Source organism: Polaromonas naphthalenivorans CJ2, from assembly GCF_000015505.1.
In the GTDB taxonomy this organism is placed as follows: domain Bacteria; phylum Pseudomonadota; class Gammaproteobacteria; order Burkholderiales; family Burkholderiaceae_C; genus Polaromonas; species Polaromonas naphthalenivorans.
Map to the genome: position 1 here is coordinate 1680600 of NC_008781.1, position 18949 is coordinate 1699548.

General features: G+C 63.2%; 15 protein-coding genes. 8 read left to right on the forward strand and 7 right to left on the reverse strand.

Annotated features, from left to right (window positions below):
* The first annotated feature begins 6 nt into the window (after positions 1–6).
* The 6 genes from garD (at position 7) to PNAP_RS08000 (ending at position 6973) form a co-directional block, all read left to right on the forward strand.
* On the forward strand, positions 7–1605 hold the full coding sequence (gene garD, locus PNAP_RS07975) for a galactarate dehydratase (RefSeq protein WP_011800998.1): 1599 nt from the start codon (positions 7–9) through the stop codon (positions 1603–1605).
* Between the two features lie 42 nt (positions 1606–1647).
* Positions 1648–3087, forward strand: coding sequence for an aldehyde dehydrogenase family protein (locus PNAP_RS07980; protein ID WP_011800999.1), 1440 nt, complete (start codon positions 1648–1650; stop codon positions 3085–3087).
* Between the two features lie 76 nt (positions 3088–3163).
* The gene (gene garL / locus PNAP_RS07985) at positions 3164–3946 is read left to right on the forward strand and encodes a 2-dehydro-3-deoxyglucarate aldolase (protein ID WP_011801000.1); all 783 of its coding nucleotides are present in this window, start codon (positions 3164–3166) and stop codon (positions 3944–3946) included.
* Positions 3947–3985: 39 nt separating this feature from the next.
* The gene (glxR, locus tag PNAP_RS07990; RefSeq protein WP_011801001.1) at positions 3986–4867 is read left to right on the forward strand and encodes a 2-hydroxy-3-oxopropionate reductase; all 882 of its coding nucleotides are present in this window, start codon (positions 3986–3988) and stop codon (positions 4865–4867) included.
* A gap of 37 nt (positions 4868–4904) precedes the next feature.
* On the forward strand, positions 4905–5873 hold the full coding sequence (locus PNAP_RS07995; protein WP_011801002.1) for a Bug family tripartite tricarboxylate transporter substrate binding protein: 969 nt from the start codon (positions 4905–4907) through the stop codon (positions 5871–5873).
* Positions 5874–6001: 128 nt separating this feature from the next.
* Positions 6002–6973, forward strand: a complete 972-nt coding sequence (locus PNAP_RS08000) for a TRAP transporter substrate-binding protein (RefSeq protein WP_157040238.1) — start codon at positions 6002–6004, stop codon at positions 6971–6973.
* A gap of 69 nt (positions 6974–7042) precedes the next feature.
* Here PNAP_RS08000 and PNAP_RS08005 read toward each other — a convergent pair whose 3' ends face one another.
* The 3 genes from PNAP_RS08005 to dnaG form a co-directional block, all read right to left on the reverse strand.
* Complete coding sequence (locus PNAP_RS08005) at positions 7043–7225, reverse strand: DUF3606 domain-containing protein (RefSeq protein ID WP_011801004.1); 183 nt, start codon at positions 7223–7225, stop codon at positions 7043–7045.
* 159 nt (positions 7226–7384) lie between these two features.
* Positions 7385–9595 (reverse strand): RNA polymerase sigma factor RpoD, encoded by a 2211-nt coding sequence (gene rpoD, locus PNAP_RS08010; RefSeq protein WP_011801005.1) that lies wholly within the window; start codon positions 9593–9595, stop codon positions 7385–7387.
* 394 nt (positions 9596–9989) lie between these two features.
* Positions 9990–12020, reverse strand: a complete 2031-nt coding sequence (gene dnaG, locus PNAP_RS08015; protein ID WP_011801006.1) for a DNA primase — start codon at positions 12018–12020, stop codon at positions 9990–9992.
* A gap of 136 nt (positions 12021–12156) precedes the next feature.
* Between dnaG and PNAP_RS08020 the strand changes: the two genes are divergently transcribed.
* Entirely contained in the window at positions 12157–13050 is an 894-nt protein-coding gene (locus tag PNAP_RS08020) for a YihY/virulence factor BrkB family protein (RefSeq protein ID WP_041376606.1), read from the forward strand.
* 81 nt (positions 13051–13131) lie between these two features.
* Here the strand turns inward: PNAP_RS08020 and ggt are convergent, their stop codons facing one another.
* The 4 genes from ggt to PNAP_RS08040 all read right to left on the reverse strand — a co-directional run bounded on the left by ggt (position 13132) and on the right by PNAP_RS08040 (position 17798).
* Entirely contained in the window at positions 13132–14988 is a 1857-nt protein-coding gene (ggt, locus tag PNAP_RS08025) for a gamma-glutamyltransferase (protein WP_011801008.1), read from the reverse strand.
* A 179-nt stretch (positions 14989–15167) separates the two neighbouring features.
* The gene (locus PNAP_RS08030; protein WP_011801009.1) at positions 15168–15629 is read right to left on the reverse strand and encodes a hypothetical protein; all 462 of its coding nucleotides are present in this window, start codon (positions 15627–15629) and stop codon (positions 15168–15170) included.
* Between the two features lie 173 nt (positions 15630–15802).
* Positions 15803–16570, reverse strand: coding sequence for a 3-hydroxyacyl-CoA dehydrogenase (locus PNAP_RS08035; RefSeq protein ID WP_011801010.1), 768 nt, complete (start codon positions 16568–16570; stop codon positions 15803–15805).
* 169 nt (positions 16571–16739) lie between these two features.
* Positions 16740–17798 (reverse strand): Fe(3+) ABC transporter substrate-binding protein, encoded by a 1059-nt coding sequence (locus PNAP_RS08040; protein ID WP_011801011.1) that lies wholly within the window; start codon positions 17796–17798, stop codon positions 16740–16742.
* Between the two features lie 101 nt (positions 17799–17899).
* Here PNAP_RS08040 and PNAP_RS08045 point away from each other — a divergent pair, with 101 nt between their 5' ends.
* Positions 17900–18811, forward strand: coding sequence for a patatin-like phospholipase family protein (locus tag PNAP_RS08045; RefSeq protein ID WP_041376608.1), 912 nt, complete (start codon positions 17900–17902; stop codon positions 18809–18811).
* Positions 18812–18949: the final 138 nt, after the last annotated feature.

The window sequence follows — 18949 nt, forward strand, 5'->3', positions numbered from 1 at the left end:
TTTCGCATGACTGCATTGCCAAGCTCTCAGCCCCGCTACATCCTCATGCACGAGGCCGACAACGTGGCCATCGTCGTGAATGACGGCGGCCTGCCTGCGGGCACCGTTTTTGCCTCCGGGCTGACATTGCGCGACAAGGTGCCGCAAGGCCACAAGGTCGCGTTGGTCGATTTGCCACAGGGCAGCACCGTGCGGCGCTACAACGTGCCCATCGGCTACGCCCTGAAGGACATCCCGGCCGGCAGTTGGGTGCACGAGCGGCTGCTGGACATGCCGGCCGCGCGCGGGCTGGACAACCTGCCCATCGCCACCGTCAAGCCCGAGCCCTTGCCGCCGCTGGAAGGCTACACCTTCGAGGGCTACCGCAATGCCGATGGCTCGGTGGGCAGCCGCAACATCCTGGCCATCACCACCACCGTGCAGTGCGTGGCCGGCGTGGTCGAGTTTGCCGTCAAGCGCATCAAGGACGAGCTGCTGCCGCGTTTCCCGAATGTGGACGACGTGGTGGGGCTGGAGCACAGCTACGGCTGCGGGGTGGCGATTGACGCGCCCGATGCGATCATCCCGATCCGCACCCTGCGCAACATCACGCTGAACCCGAACTTCGGCGGCGAAGTGATGGTGGTCAGCCTGGGTTGCGAAAAGCTGCAGCCCGAGCGCCTGCTGCCGCCCGGCACCATACCGATCATGGATGAGCGCAACGTGGCCGATGTGGGCGTCACTGCGGAGGCGCCGCTCGATGTGGTGTGCCTGCAGTCCGAACAGCATGTCGGCTTCATGTCGATGATCGACTCGATCATGAGCGCGGCCGAGCTGCACCTGGAGCGGCTCGATGCGCGCCGGCGCGAAACCGTGCCGGCCAGTGAGCTGGTGGTCGGCGTGCAGTGCGGCGGCAGCGATGCGTTCTCGGGCGTGACCGCCAATCCGGCGGTCGGTTTTTGCACCGACCTGCTGGTGCGCGCCGGCGCCACGGTGATGTTCTCCGAAACCACCGAAGTGCGCGACGGCATCGACCAGCTCACGGCGCGCGCCACGACGCCCGAAGTCGCCGAGGCGATGATCCGCGAGATGGCCTGGTACGACGCCTACCTGGAAAAAGGCCGCGTGGACCGCAGCGCCAACACCACGCCGGGCAACAAGAAGGGCGGGTTGTCCAACATTGTCGAAAAAGCCATGGGCTCGATCGTCAAGTCGGGCAGCGCGCCCATCAGCGGCGTGCTGTCGCCGGGCGAAAAGGTCCGGCAAAAAGGCCTGAAGGGATTGGTGTTTGCCGCCACACCGGCCAGCGATTTCATCTGCGGCACGCTGCAGCTGGCTGCCGGCATCAACCTGCATGTGTTCACCACCGGACGCGGAACGCCCTACGGGCTGGCCGAGGTGCCGGTGATCAAGGTGGCGACCCGCACCGACCTGGCGCGGCGCTGGCATGACCTGATGGACATCAACGCCGGCCGCATTGCCGATGGCGACGCGACGATTGAAGACGTGGGCCGCGAGCTGTTCCAGTTCATGCTCGACGTGGCCAGCGGCCGCAAGAAAACCTGGGCCGAGCACTGGAAGCTGCACAACGCCCTGGTGCTCTTCAACCCGGCGCCCGTGACGTGATGGCCTGAACAACAACCCAACAATAACTTTCAAGGATTAACAATGACGCAGAAACACGACAACCTGATCGGCGGCCAATGGCTGGCCGGCAGCAACTACACGCCCAACCTCAACCCTTCCAACCTGGGCGATGTGATCGGCGAGTACACGCAAGCCAGCGCCGAGCAACTCGACGCCGCCGTGCAAGCCGCGCGCGCCGCCTTTCCCGCCTGGTCCACTTCGGGCATTCAGGCGAGGGCCGATGCGCTCGACAAGATCGGCACCGAAATCCTGGCGCGCCGCGAGGAACTGGGCACGCTGCTGTCCCGCGAGGAAGGCAAGACCCGGCCCGAAGGCATTGGCGAGGCGACCCGCGCCGGCAACATCTTCAAGTTTTTCGCCGGCGAATGCCTGCGCCTGACGGGCGAAGTCGTGCCGTCGGTGCGCCCCGGCATCGGCGTGGAAATCACGCGCGAGCCGGTCGGCGTCGTCGGCATCATCACGCCGTGGAATTTCCCCATCGCCATTCCGGCTTGGAAAATCGCCCCGGCGCTGGCCTACGGCAATTGCGTCGTCATGAAGCCCGCCGACCTGGTGCCGGGCTGCGCCTGGGCGCTGGCCGAGATCATCAGCCGCAGCGGCATTCCGGCCGGCGTGTTCAATTTGGTGATGGGCCGGGGCAGCGTGATCGGCGACCCGCTGGTCAACCATCCCGGGGTCGATGCCATCAGCTTCACCGGCTCGCAGGGCGTGGGCGCGCGCATCGCCCAGCAGTGCGCCGTCACCCTCAAGAAAATCCAGCTGGAAATGGGCGGCAAGAACCCGCAGGTCATCCTGGACGATGCCGACGTGGCCCAGGCGGTCGAGCTCAGCGTGCAGAGCGCTTTTTTCTCCACCGGCCAGCGCTGCACCGCGTCAAGCCGGTTGATCGTGACCGAAGGCATCTACCCGAAATTTGTCGAGGCGATGAAGGTCCGCATGGCTGGACTCAAGGTGGGCGATGCACTGGCCGCCGGCACGGACATCGGCCCGGTGTCGTCGCTCTCGCAACTGGAGCAGGACCTCTCGTATGTCGATATCGGCCAGGCCGAAGGCGCGGTGCTGCTGGCCGGCGGCGAGCGCCTGAAGCTGCCCACCGACGGCTTTTTCATGGCCCCCGCGCTGCTGACCGACACCACGGCCGGCATGCGCATCAACCGCGAGGAAGTGTTCGGCCCGGTCGCCAGCATCATCCGCGTCAAGGGCTACGAGGAAGCGCTGTTTGAGGCCAACAACACGCCGTTCGGCCTGGCCGCCGGCATCGCCACGACCAGCCTGAAGCACGCGACCCACTTCAAGCGCCACAGCCAGGCCGGCATGGTCATGGTGAACCTGCCGACGGCCGGCGTGGACTACCACGTCCCGTTTGGCGGCCGCAAGGGTTCGAGCTACGGCTCGCGCGAGCAGGGCCGTTATGCGCAGGAGTTTTTCACCATCGTCAAGACCGCCTACACGCTGCCTTGATGACAAGCGGCCGGGTTATTCATTCGTCACCAGCCCGGCCGCTCAGACCGGCGGATTGAAAAAAAGGAGAAGTTCCATGACACAAGCCACCCCTTACCAGAGTTTTCCGAACAGCCTCAAGCAGGGCCTGCTGGCCGGCAAGAAGCTGATCGGCTGCTGGTCGTCGCTGTCCAGCGCCATCACCACCGAAGCGCTGGGCGTGGCCGGTTTTGACTGGATTCTGCTCGACGCCGAACACTCGCCCAACGACGTGTCCACCTTCATTCCGCAGCTGATGGCGCTGAAGGACAGCGTGAGTGCGCCGGTGGTGCGGCCCACCTGCAACGACACGGTGGAAATCAAGCGCCTGCTGGACGCCGGTTTCTACAACTTCCTGATTCCGTTTGTCGAAAGCGCCGACGAGGCGCGGCGCGCGGTGGCCGCCACGCGCTACCCGCCGCAGGGCGTTCGCGGTGTCTCGGTGTCACAGCGCAGCAACCGCTACGGCACGATCCCTGACTATTTCAAGTCGGTCAACGAACACATCTGCGTGATGGTGCAGATCGAAAGCCTGGCCGGCGTTGCGGCCGCGCGCGAGATTGCCGCCATCGACGGCGTGGACTGCGTGTTCGTCGGACCTTCGGACTTGGCCGCCGGCATGGGCCACCTGGGCAATGCCGGCCACCCGGATGTGCAGGCGGTCATCGCGGCGGTGTTCGCCGACGCCAAGGCCTGCGGCAAACCGGCGGGCATCCTGGCGCCGGTCGAGGTGGACGCCCGCCGCTACCTGGCGATGGGCGCGACGTTCGTCGGCGTCGGCAGCGACCTGGGCGCCTTCCGCTCGGCCACGCAGGCCCTGTGCGACCGCTACCGCAGCTGAATAGCCACATCTTTTTAAATTTTTGACTGGAGTCTTTCAATGAGCAAGCTTGGATTTATCGGCCTGGGCATCATGGGCGCGCCAATGGCCGCGCACCTGATCAAGGCGGGGCACGAAGTGTTTTTGACGACCCGCAGCAAGGTTCCCCCGGACCTGCTGACCGGCCAGGCAAGCGCCTGCAAGTCGGCCCAAGAGGTTGCCGAAAAAGCCGACATCGTCTTCCTGATGCTGCCCGACACGCCCGATGTGGCGGCCGTGCTGTTCGGCGACGAGGGCGTGGCCAGCGGCCTGAGCCAGGGCAAGACCGTCGTTGACATGAGTTCGATCTCGCCGATGGAGACCAAGGAATTCGCGCAAAAGATCAATGCGCTCGGCTGCGATTACCTCGATGCGCCGGTCTCGGGCGGCGAAGTCGGCGCCAAGGCCGGCAGCCTGACCATCATGGTCGGTGGCCCCGAGGCGACTTTCGAGCAGGTCAAGCCGCTGTTCGAACTGATGGGCAAAAACATCACGCGGGTCGGCGGCAACGGCGACGGCCAGACCTGCAAGGTCGCCAACCAGATCATCGTCGCGCTGAACATTGCCGCCGTCGGCGAAGCGCTGCTGTTTGCCAGCAAGGCCGGCGCCGACCCGGCCAAGGTGCGTCAGGCGCTGATGGGCGGCTTTGCCGCATCCCGCATTCTGGAAGTGCATGGCGAACGCATGATCAAGCGGACCTTCAACCCGGGCTTTCGCATCGGCCTGCACCAGAAGGACTTGGGGCTGGCGCTGGCCGGTGCCAAAACGCTGGGCGTGGCGCTGCCGCAAACCGCCGGCGCGGCGCAGCTGATGCAGGTTTGCGCCGCCAACGGCATGCAGGACCTGGACCATTCGGCGCTGGTGCGCAGCCTGGAAATCATGGCCAACCACGAAGTTGCCTGAGCCGGCATCTTCATTCAAAAACATTCAGGAGACAAATATGTCCATCAATCGACGTGATCTTATCGGCGCTTCATTGGCCCTCGGCATCGGCGCGGCCGGCGCGCAGCCGCAAAACTGGCCCTCCAAGCCGATCCGGCTGGTGGTGCCTTACCCGCCGGGCGGCTCCTCGGACATCATTGCGCGCTCCATTGCCCAGCCCCTGTCGGAGGCGCTCAAGCAGTCGGTCATCGTTGAAAACAAGGCCGGCGCCAACGGCAACCTGGGCGCCGATTACGTCGCCAAGTCGGCCCCCGACGGCTACACGCTGCTGCTGTGCGACACCGGCGCGCTGGCCATCAGCCCGTCGGTGTATACCAAGCTGCCGTTCGATCCAGCCAAGGACCTGCGCGGCGTGACCATGCTGGCCTATTCGCCGCATCTGCTGGTCGTGCATCCTTCGGTGCCGGCCAGCAACCTCAAGGAACTGGTGGCGCTGTCGAAAAAAACCGAGCTGAACTTTGCCGTCACGGCCATGGGCAGCGCGCCGCACCTGGCCGGCGTGGCGGTCGAGCGCGCCAGCGGTGCCAAATGGCAGTACATCCCGTACAAGGGCGGCTCGCAGGCAATTACCGACACCATTGCCGGCCAGACGCAGGTCTTGATGAACGGCATGCTCGCCACGCTGCCTTTTGTGCAGAGCGGCAAGCTCAAGATATTGGGCGTCTCCAAAGGCAGCCGCATGCCGCTGATCGGCAACGTGCCCACGCTGGCCGAGCAAGGCCTGAGCGGCTTCGAATCAGGCACCTGGCAGGGCTTGCTGGTGGCCAACGGCACGCCGGCCGCCATCATCAACCGGCTCAATGCCGAACTGATCAAGATCATCCGCAACCCCGACATCCGCGCCAAGCTGGCCGGGCAGGGCGCCGAGGTGGTGACCATGACGTCGGTGCAGCAGGACGAGTTCTTCAACCGCGAAAAAACCCGCTGGGCCAAAGTCGTTTCCGAGGCGAACATCAAGCTGGATTGAATACTCCTGATTTGATAGCTGCTTGCGCATGTCCAGCATGCACAAAAGGCTGATTTTATTCATAAAAATGCCAGATTCCGGCCTCACCGGCCAGCGGCCGCCGGATCATGGCAACAAGAGACAAGCACATGCGTACAAGCATCAAGGGGCTTTTTTGCCTGTCAATCGTCCTGGCTGCCGGCATGGGCCTGGCCCAGACCCGGCTGCGCGCCTGGAATATTCATCCCGATGGCTATCCGGTCACCGAGGCCATGAAAAGCTTTGCCGCAGAGGTGGCAAAAACCACCCAGGGCAAGTACCAGATCGAGATTTTCTCCAACGCCGCGCTGGGCGACCAGCCCAAGGCGGTGCAGATGCTCAAGGCCGGGGAAATCGACATTGCCGAATTCAGCGCAGGCCCTCTGTCCGATGCGGTGCCCGGCATCAAGGTGCTGAACCTGCCGTTTCTGTTCACCGATTCGGCGCACATGTTCCGGCACCTGGACGGCAAGCTGGGCCAGCGTTTTGCCGCCAGCCTGAAGGCGGCCGGCTTCGTGGTGCTGGGCTGGTATGACGGCGGCGCCCGTTCCTTTTATTGCGCCAGCCGGACGGTGACGAACGTCAGGGAATTGGCGGGCGCCAACATCCGGGTGCAGCAGTCCGAGATTTACACCGAAATGGTCAAGCTGCTCAATGCCCGGCCCGTGGCCTTGCCCTACAAGGATGTGCTCGATGGCCTGCAGCAGGGCAAGATCGATTGCGCGGAAAACAACATGCCTTCGTACGAGTCCACCGGCCATTACAAGGTCGCCAAGAATGTCTTCGTCACCAACCATGTGATTTCGCCCGAAGCGCTGGTGGTGTCCACCCAGCTCTGGAGCAAGCTCGGCCAGGAAGAGCAGGCCGCTTTTTCAGCAGCGGGCGCCCGGTCGGCCTTGCTGATGCGCGAGTTATGGAGCAAGCGGGTGGCCCTGGCGCTTGAAGTCACTGCGGGGCAGGGCGTGCAGTTCGTCAAGGTCAAGGACACGTCGTCGATGATCCGGCGGATGTCGCCGCTGTACGACCGCTACATGAAAGACCCGACCACCCGGCAGGAGTTGCTGAGCATCATTGCGCAATGAAGCCCAAGGCTTCTTCGCTCCTTCATCGGCCCGGCGCTTGGTCCGCCCAGCGCAGGACGACGTTTTGCCTCAGTGGCGCGACGCCAGGTAGTCGCGCACCGAAGTGATGTGCTCGCCGACCTGGGCCACCGCTTGCTCCAGCTCAGCCTCGGTGCAGTGCAGTTCCCTGCACCAGTATTCCAGCTCGACCGGGTCGATGGGGTTGATGCGCCCAGGGTCCAGCGGTTTGAAGTGCGTCAGTGGATCGGACATGGTTGCCTCCTGTGGGTTTGATGCGTGAATCAACACCATACTGGTGTCCGGGTCGGGAGGCAATCCCTTGCTGGGTACACACTCCCTTCTGAAACGCCCATAAAAAAACGGCCAGCGCCTTGTGCAAGGCGCTGGCCGTTTTGCCGGGTTGACCGATTTTTAGAGCGTGTCGATAAAGCTGCGCAATTTATCCGAACGCGATGGGTGCTTGAGCTTGCGCAGCGCCTTGGCTTCGATCTGGCGGATGCGCTCGCGCGTCACGTCGAACTGCTTGCCGACTTCTTCCAGCGTGTGGTCGGTGGACATCTCGATGCCGAAGCGCATGCGCAGCACCTTGGCTTCGCGCGGCGTCAGGCTGTCGAGGATGTCTTTCACCACATCGCGCAGGCCGGCCTGCATCGCCGCTTCGAGCGGCGCGGTGTTGGCGCCGTCCTCGATGAAGTCGCCCAGGTGCGAATCGTCGTCGTCGCCAATCGGCGTTTCCATCGAGATCGGCTCCTTGGCGATCTTCATGATCTTGCGGATCTTCTCTTCAGGAATCTCCATCTTCTCGGCCAGGATGCTGGCGTCGGGCTCGAAGCCGAACTCCTGCAGATGCTGGCGGCTCAGGCGGTTCATCTTGTTGATGGTCTCGATCATGTGCACCGGGATGCGGATGGTCCGCGCCTGATCGGCAATCGAGCGCGTGATGGCCTGGCGAATCCACCAGGTCGCGTAGGTCGAGAACTTGTAGCCGCGCCGGTATTCGAACTTGTCCACCGCCTTCATCAGGCCGATGTTGCCTTCCTGGATCAGGTCGAGGAACTGCAGGCCGCGATTCGTGTACTTTTTCGCAATCGAAATCACCAGGCGCAGATTGGCCTCGATCATTTCCTTCTTGGCGTCGCGCGAGTTCGATTCGCCTTCGTTCATGCGCTTGTTGATGTCCTTGAGGTGCAGCAGAGGCACCACGACGCGCGCCTGCAACTCGCCGAGCTTGGTCTGCAGTTCCTGGATTGGCGGAATGTTGCGCGCCATGACGTTGGACCACGGCTTGCCGGCGGCGACCTGTTTTTCAACCCATTTCAGGTTCAGCAGGTTGGGCGGGAAATCCTTGATGAAGACTTCCTGCGGCATGCCGCACTTCTCGACGATGATGCGGCGCAGCTCGCGTTCCTTCTTGCGCACGTCCAGCACCTGGCCGCGCAGCAGGTCGCACAGCTTTTCAATCGTCTTGGCGGTAAAACGCACCGTCATCAGCTCGTCGCTGAGGGCTTTTTGCGTCTTCAGGTACGTCGGGCCGCCGTAGCCTTCTTTTTCGTAGAGTTTTTTGACTTTTTCGGCATATTCGCCAACCTTCTCGAAACGGCTGAGCGCTTCTTTCTTCAGCTCTTCGAGCTTCTTGGTCAGTGCCTTGGAGCCGCCCTTGCCGTCGTCATCGTCGTCTTCGTCGAACTCGTCGAAGTCTTCCTCGGCCACATAGTCGTCGGCCTCGTTGGGGTTCGAGAATCCATCGACCACGGTGGAGATGACGACCTTGCCTTCGCGGATGTCATCGGCCAGCCGCATGATTTCGGCAATCGTCGCCGGGCTTTCGGAAATCGCTTCCATCATCTTCATCAGGCCGCCTTCGATGCGCTTGGCGATTTCGATCTCGCCCTCGCGCGTCAGCAACTCGACCGTTCCCATTTCACGCATGTACATGCGCACCGGGTCGGTGGTACGGCCGAACTCGCTATCGACGGTGGACAGCGCGGCTTCGGCTTCTTCCTCGGCTTCTTCCTCGGTCGCCACGGTGGCGCCGGTGTTGTTCAGCAGCAGGGTTTCGGCGTCGGGCGCCTGCTCATAGACGGCCACGCCCATGTCGTTGAGCATGTTGATGACGACTTCCAGCGTCTCGGCATCGACCAGCTTGTCGGGCAGGTGGTCGGAGATTTCGCCGTGCGTGAGGTAGCCGCGCGTCTTGCCGAGCTTGATGAGGGTTTTCAGGCGCACGCGGCGCTTGAGGATGTCTTCTTCGGACAAAACCGTTTCGTCCAGGCCGAACTCCTTCATCAAGGCGCGTTCCTTGGCCTTGCTGATCTTCATGCGCAGCGGCTTGACCTTTTCGGTGGTGGCCGTGGCTTCGACCACTGCCGGCTCTTCGGCGAACTCGGCTTCGATGTCGGACAGGTCTTCATCACCGTCCAGGCCCGATTCCTTGGTTTTGCGGGGCGCGCGCTTGACGGCGGCAGCGGCGGCTACGGGCGCACCTGCTGCGGCCGGAGCCTTGGGCGGGCGGCCGGGTTTCTTTTTGGCAGGCGCGGCGCTTTTCAGCAGGGCGTCTGCAGCGGCGAGAAGTTGGGCTTGGGTGGACTTGGGCTGCACGGCAGGGACTTTCTTCAAAGACATATCAGGGTTCGCGGAATCAGGAAGCTTTTTGATTCACGGGACATGTTGCGTACTGGGTTGAATGGATATGGCGGGTGTTCCGGATTTTTCAACCTCAGTACCCACAACATGCATGCGCCAGCGCCCGGACCAGAGTCAGGGGACATGTGGCAAACATTCAGGATTCAAGCGGAAGCGGTCAAAAATAAAAGCGGCCGGTGCCGGGGGAGCACATGGACGCTTGATTTTTTGGGCAAGCTGGTTGGGCGAACATTTGGAATGCAGTCCTTGCGGGAAGTTGGCCGTCTCCTGGTGGAGTTTCCCTTGACTGAAGGGGGCCGGTGCCGGAGGTGCTGCTGTCGCGCTTGCCGAGAAAAATCGGATTATACCGTAGTAGCCTGTGTTCTGCCTGTATTCATGCGGGTTTTTGAGGTGTTTTCTCGGCCCGGGATTGCGCCAGAAGTTCGCGCAAACGCTCCAGAACAGCGGGCTCGCTGGGCGCGCGGGCGGCAAGTTCTGCAATTTCACTGTCGCGCTTGAGTTGCTGGAGCTGCATCAGTATCCTGCGCGTTTCGTCCCAGTCGTAATCCACGCCTTCAAGCACTTCTGCAAACTGGGCCACGGCATGGTGTTCATGGGCATGGCCGCGCAGGCCTTCGCGCAGGACCGCCCAGGACTGCGGGCCATGCTCGTGCAACTGGCTTTCCAGCCACGCAAACAGCGGCCCGTGCGGCGCCGGCAGGGCGAGCAGCAAATGATGTTCCTCGGTGCTGAGCCGGTCCCAGCTTTGCGGCTCGGTCAGCAGCAGCCTGAGCACCCGGTCTTCACGGCTGGCCGGCAGGATGCGGCCGGTCATCCGGCGCGGTGCGCTGCCGGACGGGAAGGGCTTGCGGCCGAATTTTCCCGGTTTGCCCGATGGGGCGGCCGGCGACGGTGAATAGGCGGGCGGCTGCGAAAAGTAAGGCTCCGACGATGCGTAATCGGGCTCGTCGTGCAGGCCCATGGGCGGATAGTCCCCGAACTCGGGCATGCCGTGGTCCAGCTCGGGCGCAGGGTGTTCGGGCCGGAAGTTCTGGGGCTGCGGGGGCGGGCCGCTATTCTTTTTGTAATACGGTTTGCGCCCGCCCGAGGCGGGTTGCCAGAGCTGCAGCAGCTCCCGGCTGTCAATCATCACCTGCTCGGCGATTTCGGCCAGCAGCTGCGGCTTGAGCGCGCCTTCGGGCAGTGCGCTCCACAGCGGCCTGGCATTGCTGGCCATGTGGGCGCGGCCCTCGGCGGTGTCCAGGTCGCAGCCTTCCGCGGCCGCTTCGATTAAAAACCGGCTCAGCGGCACGGCCTTGGCGACACAGGCGGCAAAGCCTTCCTGGCCATGCTCGCGGATGAAGCTGTCCGGGTCGTGCTCGGCCGGCAGAAACAAAAATTTGACGGTGCGCACGTCGCTGGCAAAGGGCAGGGCGGCGTCCAGCGCCTTGCGCGCCGCGCGCCGGCCGGCGCTGTCGCCGTCAAAGCTGAACACCACCGACTCGGTGAAGCGAAACAGCTTTTGCACATGCTCGGCCGTGCAGGCCGTGCCCAGCGTGGCGACGGCATTGGCAAAGCCCAGCTGCGCCAGCGCCACCACGTCCATGTAGCCTTCGGTGACCAGCGCATAGCCATGCTCGCGCAGGGCGGTCCGGGCTTCAAACAGGCCGTACAACTCGCGGCCCTTGCTGAACACCGGGGTTTCTGGCGAATTGAGGTACTTGGGCTTTTCGTCGCCCAGCACCCGGCCGCCAAAACCGATGCATTCGCCCTTGACGTTGCGAATCGGAAACATCACCCGGTCGCGGAAACGGTCGTAGCGCTTGGCCTCGCCAGCGGCGTTGTCTTCGCCGGGCTCGCCGGTAATGACCAGGCCGCTTTCGACCAGCAAGGGGTTGTTGTAGTCGGGAAACACGCTGGCCAGGCTGCGCCAGCCTTCGGGGGCGTAACCCAGCCCGAAGGTCTTGGCGATTTCACCCGAAACACCGCGCCGCTTGAAGTACTGGATCGCGCGCTCCGACGTGCGCAGGCTCCTGATGTAGGCCCGGCCGGCTTTTTCAAGCACGCTCGTCAGCGTCGCCTGCTGCTCGCGCGCCTGCGCCGCTTTGGCGCGGTCCTGGGGCGAAACGTCGTCTTCGGGAACCTGCAGGCCGTACTGCTGGGCCAGGTCTTTCACCGCCTCGATGAACGTCATGCCGGCGTGGTCCATCAGAAAGCTGATGGCATTGCCGTTTTTGCCGCAGCCAAAGCAGTGGTAGAACTGCTTGGACGGGCTGACGCTGAAGGACGGCGATTTTTCGCCGTGAAACGGGCACAGGCCCATGAAATTGGCGCCGCCTTTTTTGAGCTGCACGTAGCGCCCGACGATATCGACCACGTCGGTGCGCGCCAGCAGTTCCTGGATGAATGATTGGGGTATGGCCATGGATTACAAAGTTTGAAGTCCAATTTAAGCATAGCGGCCTACACAAGCCCGGGAGAAACGGTCTGCCGGTGACAAAGCCTGCCGCGCATAATGAATGCCACTCTTTTTCCGCCCCGCATGGCCGTGGCCAGACCCCATGACCCTTGAACCGCAGGCCGCTTATGTGCTCAGCCACCCCGGCGCTTTCGCGCTGCAGATCATCAAGGGCTTTCGCGCCAACCAGGGCCTGCTGCTGGCCGGCGCGGTGGCCTACTACGCCTTGCTGTCGATTGTTCCGCTGCTCATATTGATTGCGATTGCGCTGTCGCATGTGGTTGACCAGGACGCGCTGCTGGCATCGCTGGGCCGCTACATCGGCTGGCTGGCGCCGGGGGAATCCAATGTCATTGTCAAGGAGCTGACCAATTTCCTCGCGCACCGCGAAGTCATGGGCTGGGTCTTGCTGGTCACGATGCTGTTTTTCAGCTCGCTGGCGTTCACCGTGCTGGAAAACGCCATGTCGGTGATTTTTTTGCACCGCGTGGCCATCCGGCGGCGCCACTTTTTGGTTTCGGCCGTGCTGCCTTACTGTTACATCTTTTGCCTGGGGCTGGGTTTTCTGCTGGTGACGCTGGTGGCCGCAAGCTTTCAGGCGCTGGGCGACAAGAGCATCGAATTCCTGGGCTGGAGCTGGTCGCTCAGCGGGTTTTCGGGCGTCCTGCTGTACCTGCTGGGCCTGACGGGCGAGATTTTTGTGCTGACGTCGGTCTATCTGGTGATGCCGGTCGGCCAGTTGTCGCTGCGCCGCGCGCTGATCGGCGGCGTGACGGCGGCGCTGCTCTGGGAAGTGACGCGCCATGTGCTGGTCTGGTACTTTGCCACGCTGTCACAGGTCGGCGTGGTGTATGGCTCGCTGACCACGGCCATCGTCGTGCTGCTGAGCCTGGAAATCGCAGCCACGCTGCTGCTGCTGGGCGCGCAGGTGATCTCGGAATACGAGCGCATCGGCACCGCCGGACCGAATACGCCGGCCCAGCCCCTGCAAACCTGATGCCTGCTTTTGCTAGCGGAACGCTACTGAAAACATAGCTGTCTTCGCCCGCCAGACGTGCGCAAAAGGCATTTTTGGCTATCAATCGCCCATCACCAGGCCTTCGCGCCTCGGGTCGGCGCCGCCCAGCCACAGCGGCATGCCATGGGCCTGGCCGCGCGTGATGGCCTGCAGGCCGCTGGTCATCGCCTGCTCGCGCACTTCGGCGCCGCGCGCCCGCAGGGCTTCGACCGTGGCCGGTGCAAAGCGCTTTTCCTCCAGCAGGGTCGGGCCGTTCAGCGACGCAAAGTTGGGCAGGTCAATCGCCTGCTGGGGCATCAGGCCCCAGTTCAGCACGCCATAGATCGTCTTGGCGGTGAAGTGGATGATCAGCGCGCCGCCGGGGCTGCCGCCGCTCATGACTAGCTGGTTGGTGTTTTTGTCGAACACCAGCGTCGGCGCCATCGACGAGCGCGGCCGCTTGCCGGCCTGCACGCGGTTGGCGACCGGCTTGCCTTCGGCATCCACCGGCGCGAAGCTGAAGTCGGTCAGCTCGTTGTTCAGCAAAAAGCCGCCGGCCTTCTTGGTGCCGCCGTCGGTCATCAGGCGCGAGCCGAACTGGTCTTCAATCGTCGTGGTCATGGCAATCGCATTGCCAAAACTGTCCACGATGCTGATGTGCGAGGTGCCGTGCTCAATCTGCTCGGGCATGGGCGCGTAGGCTGTCTTGACGACGCCCGGAACGCCGGGCTTGGCGGTTTTCATGCTCGGGCCGGCGGTCTCGATCAGCTTGGCGCGCTCGCTCAGGTAGCCGGGCGCCAGGAGGCTCATCCAGCTTCCGCCAGGCGGCTGCACGAAGTCCGGGTCGCCCAGGTACTGAGCCCGGTCGGCAAAGGCCAGCCGTGAGGCTTCGGTGTACAGGTGCAGCCAGTCGGCCGATGGCGTGGGTCCGGTGGTGCCGGGTACGCCGCCCATGCCAGCCACCAGCCCCAGCGTGGCGGCCGGCGTGTTGTTCAGGATGCCCAGGATTTGACCGATGGCGATGGCGCCCGAACTCGGTGGCGGCATGCCGCACAGGCGGTAGGCCTGGGCGTTGGCGCTGTAGTCGGAGCAGATCGGATCGCGCTTCCTGGCCTGGTAACTGGCCAGGTCGCTCAGGGCCAGCTTGCCGGGATTACTCGCGTGGCCCTGCACTTTGGTGACGATGGCCTGCGCGACGGTGCCGGTGAGCAGCGCGTTCGATCCCTTGCTGGCGATTTGCCGCAGCACGTCGGCCAGCGCCGGGTTGCGCAGGGTGGCGCCGGCATCGACCGGCGTGCCGTCGGCCTTGTAGAAGTAGGCCGCCGCCGTGGGGTCGTTCTTCAGGTATTTTTCATCCTTGAGCAGCATGTTCAGCCGGGCGCTGACCTTGAAGCCGTTGTCGGCCAGCTCGATGGCCGGTGCAAAAAGCTGCGCCCACGGCAGCTTGCCGTATTGCTGGTGCGCCATTTCCAGCATCCGTACCGTGCCCGGCGTGCCGACCGAGCGGCCGCCGACCACGCCCTCGTAAAACGGAATTGGCTTGCCGTCCGCGCCCAGGAACAGTTTTTCATCGGCCGCAGCCGGCGCCGTTTCGCGGCCATCAAAGGCCTCGACCGCGCGGCCGTTGGAATGCAGCAGGAACGCGCCGCCGCCAATCCCGCTGGACTGCGGCTCGACCAGGGTCAGCACCATTTGCACGGCAATTGCCGCATCAATCGCCGAGCCGCCGGCCTTCAGGATCTGGTAGCCGGCATCGGTTGCCAGCGGATTGGCGGCTGCGACGGCAAATTTGGTGGTGGCCCAGCCGGGCTTGGGCGTGAAACCCGACGAACCCTCAGGCTGCTGGGTGGGCGCGGTGTACGCAAACGGGCTGGTCGGAGAACTGGCGCAGGCCGCCAGCAAGGCAGCCAGGGCAACGGAAGTCAGCAGGCGTTTCATGCAATCTCCTCGGGAAGTAATGAGGAGCCATGGTACGTGAGGCTGGGAGGTCTGGAAAGGGAAGCGCTGCTATTTAATGGCCATTCAGGCCTTCTGCGCAAGAGGAGCGGGCGCAGCCAGCTATCAAAAAGAGAGTAAAGACAGCGCCGCCCGTTGCAGGCGGCGCAAGACTGCCTGGCTTAAGACGCGCGTGCCTTCTTGACTGCGGCAGCGCCATTCTTCAGGGCAGATTCCAGGGTTTCTTCCACCTTGGATGCTGCGTCCTTCAGGCCTTTGCCCACGGTTGCAAAAGCTTCCGGTGCTGGATGGGCCTTTTGGAACGCATCGACGCTGGAGTGAAATTGTGCAACGCCCAGGGCCGTGACATCTTTCAGGTTCTGTGTCGCCATCGCAATGCCGTTTTCCGCAGATGCCTTCATGGCTTCAAAAGCGGCTTGCGGCTCCTTGATGCTTTTGAAGGACTCGACGGTTTCGGCCACGGCGGCTTGCGCACCCTGTGCTTGCTTCTGGGCCAGGTCGCCCCAGGCCTTGAGTTGCTCCATCACCGGCTTGAACGCTTCCTGGGAAGCGGCGGGGTTGAACTTCTCCGCATTTTCCTTCATGGTTTTGGCGATGGATTCGAAAGGAGTGTTGGTGAACATGTGATGGCCCTTGTTAAAAATGTTGCAGTGCAGCAAGTATGGGGCACAAACGCCTTGAGCAGGGAATTAAAGTGGCGTTCAAGCGTAATTAAGCCAAGGCGGCGTTTCCGGTGACGTTCTGACCGTACGGACGGTCAGAACATTCCTTGGATTTATCCGGAAAGTGCCGGGGCTTAGCGCGGTGCCAGTCGAATCGCGCCGTCCAGGCGGATCACTTCGCCGTTGAGCATGTCGTTTTCAAAAATGTGCTTGGCCAGCTTGGAGTAGTCCAGCGGGGTGCCCAGGCGCGAAGGGAAGGGCACGGCGGCGGCCAGCGAGTCCTGCACGTCCTGCGGCATGCCGAACATCATCGGCGTGCCGAAAATGCCGGGGGCAATCGTCATGTTGCGGATGCCGTTGCGCGCGAGGTCGCGGGCAATGGGCAGCGTCATGCCGACCACGCCGCCCTTGGAAGCGCTGTAGGCGGCTTGGCCCATCTGGCCGTCGTAGGCGGCGACGGAGGCGGTGGAAATCAAGACGCCGCGCTCGCCGGTGGCTTCGGGTTCGTTTTTGGCCATGGCTTCGGCGGCCAGGCGGATCATGTTGAAGCTGCCCACCAGGTTGACGGTGATGGTCTTGGTGAAGGTCGCCAGCGTGTGCGCGCCGTTTTTGCCGATGGTTTTCTCGCCGGGCGCGATGCCGGCGCAGTTGACCAGGCCCATCAGCTTGCCCATGGACACGGCCTTGGCCACCACGGCCTGGCCGTCGGCTTCCTGGCTCACGTCGCACTTGACGAAAGCGGCAACGCCGTCGCCCAGTTCCTTGGCGATGGCTTCGCCTTTTTCAGCCTGCATGTCGGCAATCACGACCTTGCCGCCGTTGGCGACCAGCATGCGCGCAGTGCCTTCACCCAGACCTGATGCGCCACCGGTGACGATGAATACTTTGCCTGCGATGTCCATGGGATGTTCCTTGAAATTGAAAGGTTGAAAAAAATGGGAAAGCGAGGGGATGCACAAAGCGGTTTGACGTTTACGTCAACGTCAATCCAACCGTCAATTATGGCGCATGAAAAAGCCCGGCCATCTTTGAATAGCCGGGCCTTGGGGCAAATGCAAGCGCTTGTCTTGCTTATTTGTAGCCCACGCGGTCCAGCATCTGCTGGACTTTGGTCTGGTTGTAGCCAATGGCGCTGACCGGAATGGTTTCCGACTTGAAGCTGCCGCCGGTCATCGCCTTGAGCGCCGGGTTGCTCAGCTGCACGCCGGGCACGGCAGGCCATTCGTTGTTGCCGTTGGCAAAATAGTTTTGCGCATCGGGGCTGGCCAGGTATTCCATGAACTTGACGGCATTGGCCGTGTTCTTGGAGTTTTTGGCGACGGCGGCACCGGCGATGTTGACGTGCGTTCCCCAGCTTTCCTGGTTCGGGAACACCACGCCGATGCGGTCAGCCACCAGCTTGTCCTCGGGGGCGTTCGAGCGCATGATGCGCGCCAGGTAGTACGAGTTGGTCAGCGCCACGCCGCATTCACCGCTGGCCACGGCCTTGATCTGGTCGGTGTCGCCGCCCTTGGGGTCGCGCGCCATGTTGGCGACCAGGCCCTTGAGCCACTGCTCGGTCTTGGCCTCGCCCAAGTGCTCGGTGACGGCCGAAAACAGCGACAGGTTGTAGGGATGCGCGCCTGAACGGGTGCACAGCAGGCCCTTGTTTTTCGGATCGGCGAGTTCTTCGTAGGTGTCAACGTCGGCCTTCTTGACCTTCATCTTGTCGTACACCACGACGCGGGCGCGGGTTGAGAAACCGAACCAGGTCGTGCCTTCGGCGCCTGCCTTGGCGCGCAGGTTGACCGGAATGGCCGCTTCAAGCGCGGGCGACTTGATCGGCTTGAACAGGCCGTCCACATCGCCTTTCCAGAGGCGGGCGGCGTCAACGAGCAAAATCACGTCGGCTGGCGACGCCGCGCCTTCGGCCTTGAGACGCGCCAGGATGCCGGCATCGTCAGCATCCACCCGGTTCACCTTGATGCCGGTGGCCTTGGTGAAGTTGCTGTACAGCGCCTCGTCGGTCTGGTAGTGGCGGGCAGAATACAGGTTGACAACCTGTTCCTGGGCGCTTGCACTGCCGGCGGCACCGAACAAGGCAGCGGCAGCAAGGGCAAGACCGGTAAAAATTGGCGCTCTTTTGATCATCTTGAAAAATCCTGAAGGCTTGAAAGTTAATGAGTTTAATGCAAATGCGAATTAGTCGCAATATCTTTGGGGCGGCTGGCGTATCCGTGGCCTGCAGGCCCATGCTGGGGTGGCTGGCAAAACTGGTGCTTCCTGCCTTGCTGGTCGCGGGCTGCACTTCGACGCCGGTGGCGCCCGTCAAGCCGGTTGCGCCGGATGTCGGCACGGCGCCAGCCCTCAGGAAGCCGCTGAAGATCGGCTTGGCGCTGGGCGGCGGCGCGGCGCGCGGTTTTGCCCATGTCGGCGTGATTGCGGTGCTTGAAGAGGCTGGGCTCAGGCCGCAGGTCGTGGTGGGCACATCGGCCGGCAGCCTGGTCGCGGCGATTTACGCCACCGGCAAGACCAGCGCCCAGCTGCAGCAGACCGCGCTCGGCATGGAAGAGGTGGCCATTACCGACTGGATGCTGCCGATTATTGGCAAGGGCATGTTTCGCGGTGATGCGCTGGGCCGCTATGTCAACCAGCTGGTGGGCGGGCGGCTGATCGAGAACATGGTGATTCCGCTGGGCATCGTGGCCACCGACCTCAACAGCGGCAAGGCGGTGCTGTTTCGCAGCGGCGACACCGGCACGGCGGTGCGGGCGTCCAGCGCGGTGCCGGCGGTGTTCGTGCCGGTGAAGATCAGCGGCCATGAATACGTCGATGGCGGCCTGGTGTCGCCGGTGCCGGTGCGCTTTGCCCGGCAGATGGGCGCCGACGTGGTGATTGCCGTGGACATTTCGAGTCCGCCCGAGGGCAACCCGGCCGAAGGCACGCTGCAGATTTTGCTGCAGACCTTTGCCATCATGGGAAAAAGCATCAACCAGTACGAACTCAGGGAAGCCGATGTGGTGGTGCGGCCTTCGCTGGTTGGCTTGAAGAGCGCCGATTTTTCGGCCCGCAAGCTGGCCATCGATTCGGGCCGGGCGGCGATGCTGGCGGCGCTTCCGGCGCTGAAGGCGAAGCTGGCCGCCGGCATGCTGGCTGTTCCTTGAATGCGGTGTTGTGCCCGCTCTTCTTTCGATAGCTGCCTGTGCTTGCTGCGCCTGCGCAAACGCCTGATTTGATCAAAAAAAAGCCCAATCTCGCGATTGGGCTTAACGGAACCTCGAAACCTGATGTTTCTGCAGGGA

Coding starts and splice junctions, on each gene's coding strand:
- PNAP_RS07980 (WP_011800999.1), top strand. CDS start 1,648: ATGACGCAGAAACACGACAACCTGATCGGCGGCCAATGGCTGGCCGGC.
- PNAP_RS08020 (WP_041376606.1), top strand. CDS start 12,157: ATGACCCTTGAACCGCAGGCCGCTTATGTGCTCAGCCACCCCGGCGCT.
- PNAP_RS08005 (WP_011801004.1), bottom strand. CDS start 7,225: ATGTCCGATCCACTGACGCACTTCAAACCGCTGGACCCTGGGCGCATC.
- garD (WP_011800998.1), top strand. CDS start 7: ATGACTGCATTGCCAAGCTCTCAGCCCCGCTACATCCTCATGCACGAG.
- garL (WP_011801000.1), top strand. CDS start 3,164: ATGACACAAGCCACCCCTTACCAGAGTTTTCCGAACAGCCTCAAGCAG.
- PNAP_RS08045 (WP_041376608.1), top strand. CDS start 17,900: ATGCTGGGGTGGCTGGCAAAACTGGTGCTTCCTGCCTTGCTGGTCGCG.
- dnaG (WP_011801006.1), bottom strand. CDS start 12,020: ATGGCCATACCCCAATCATTCATCCAGGAACTGCTGGCGCGCACCGAC.
- PNAP_RS07995 (WP_011801002.1), top strand. CDS start 4,905: ATGTCCATCAATCGACGTGATCTTATCGGCGCTTCATTGGCCCTCGGC.
- rpoD (WP_011801005.1), bottom strand. CDS start 9,595: ATGTCTTTGAAGAAAGTCCCTGCCGTGCAGCCCAAGTCCACCCAAGCC.
- PNAP_RS08030 (WP_011801009.1), bottom strand. CDS start 15,629: ATGTTCACCAACACTCCTTTCGAATCCATCGCCAAAACCATGAAGGAA.
- PNAP_RS08035 (WP_011801010.1), bottom strand. CDS start 16,570: ATGGACATCGCAGGCAAAGTATTCATCGTCACCGGTGGCGCATCAGGT.
- PNAP_RS08040 (WP_011801011.1), bottom strand. CDS start 17,798: ATGATCAAAAGAGCGCCAATTTTTACCGGTCTTGCCCTTGCTGCCGCT.
- PNAP_RS08000 (WP_157040238.1), top strand. CDS start 6,002: ATGCGTACAAGCATCAAGGGGCTTTTTTGCCTGTCAATCGTCCTGGCT.
- ggt (WP_011801008.1), bottom strand. CDS start 14,988: ATGAAACGCCTGCTGACTTCCGTTGCCCTGGCTGCCTTGCTGGCGGCC.
- glxR (WP_011801001.1), top strand. CDS start 3,986: ATGAGCAAGCTTGGATTTATCGGCCTGGGCATCATGGGCGCGCCAATG.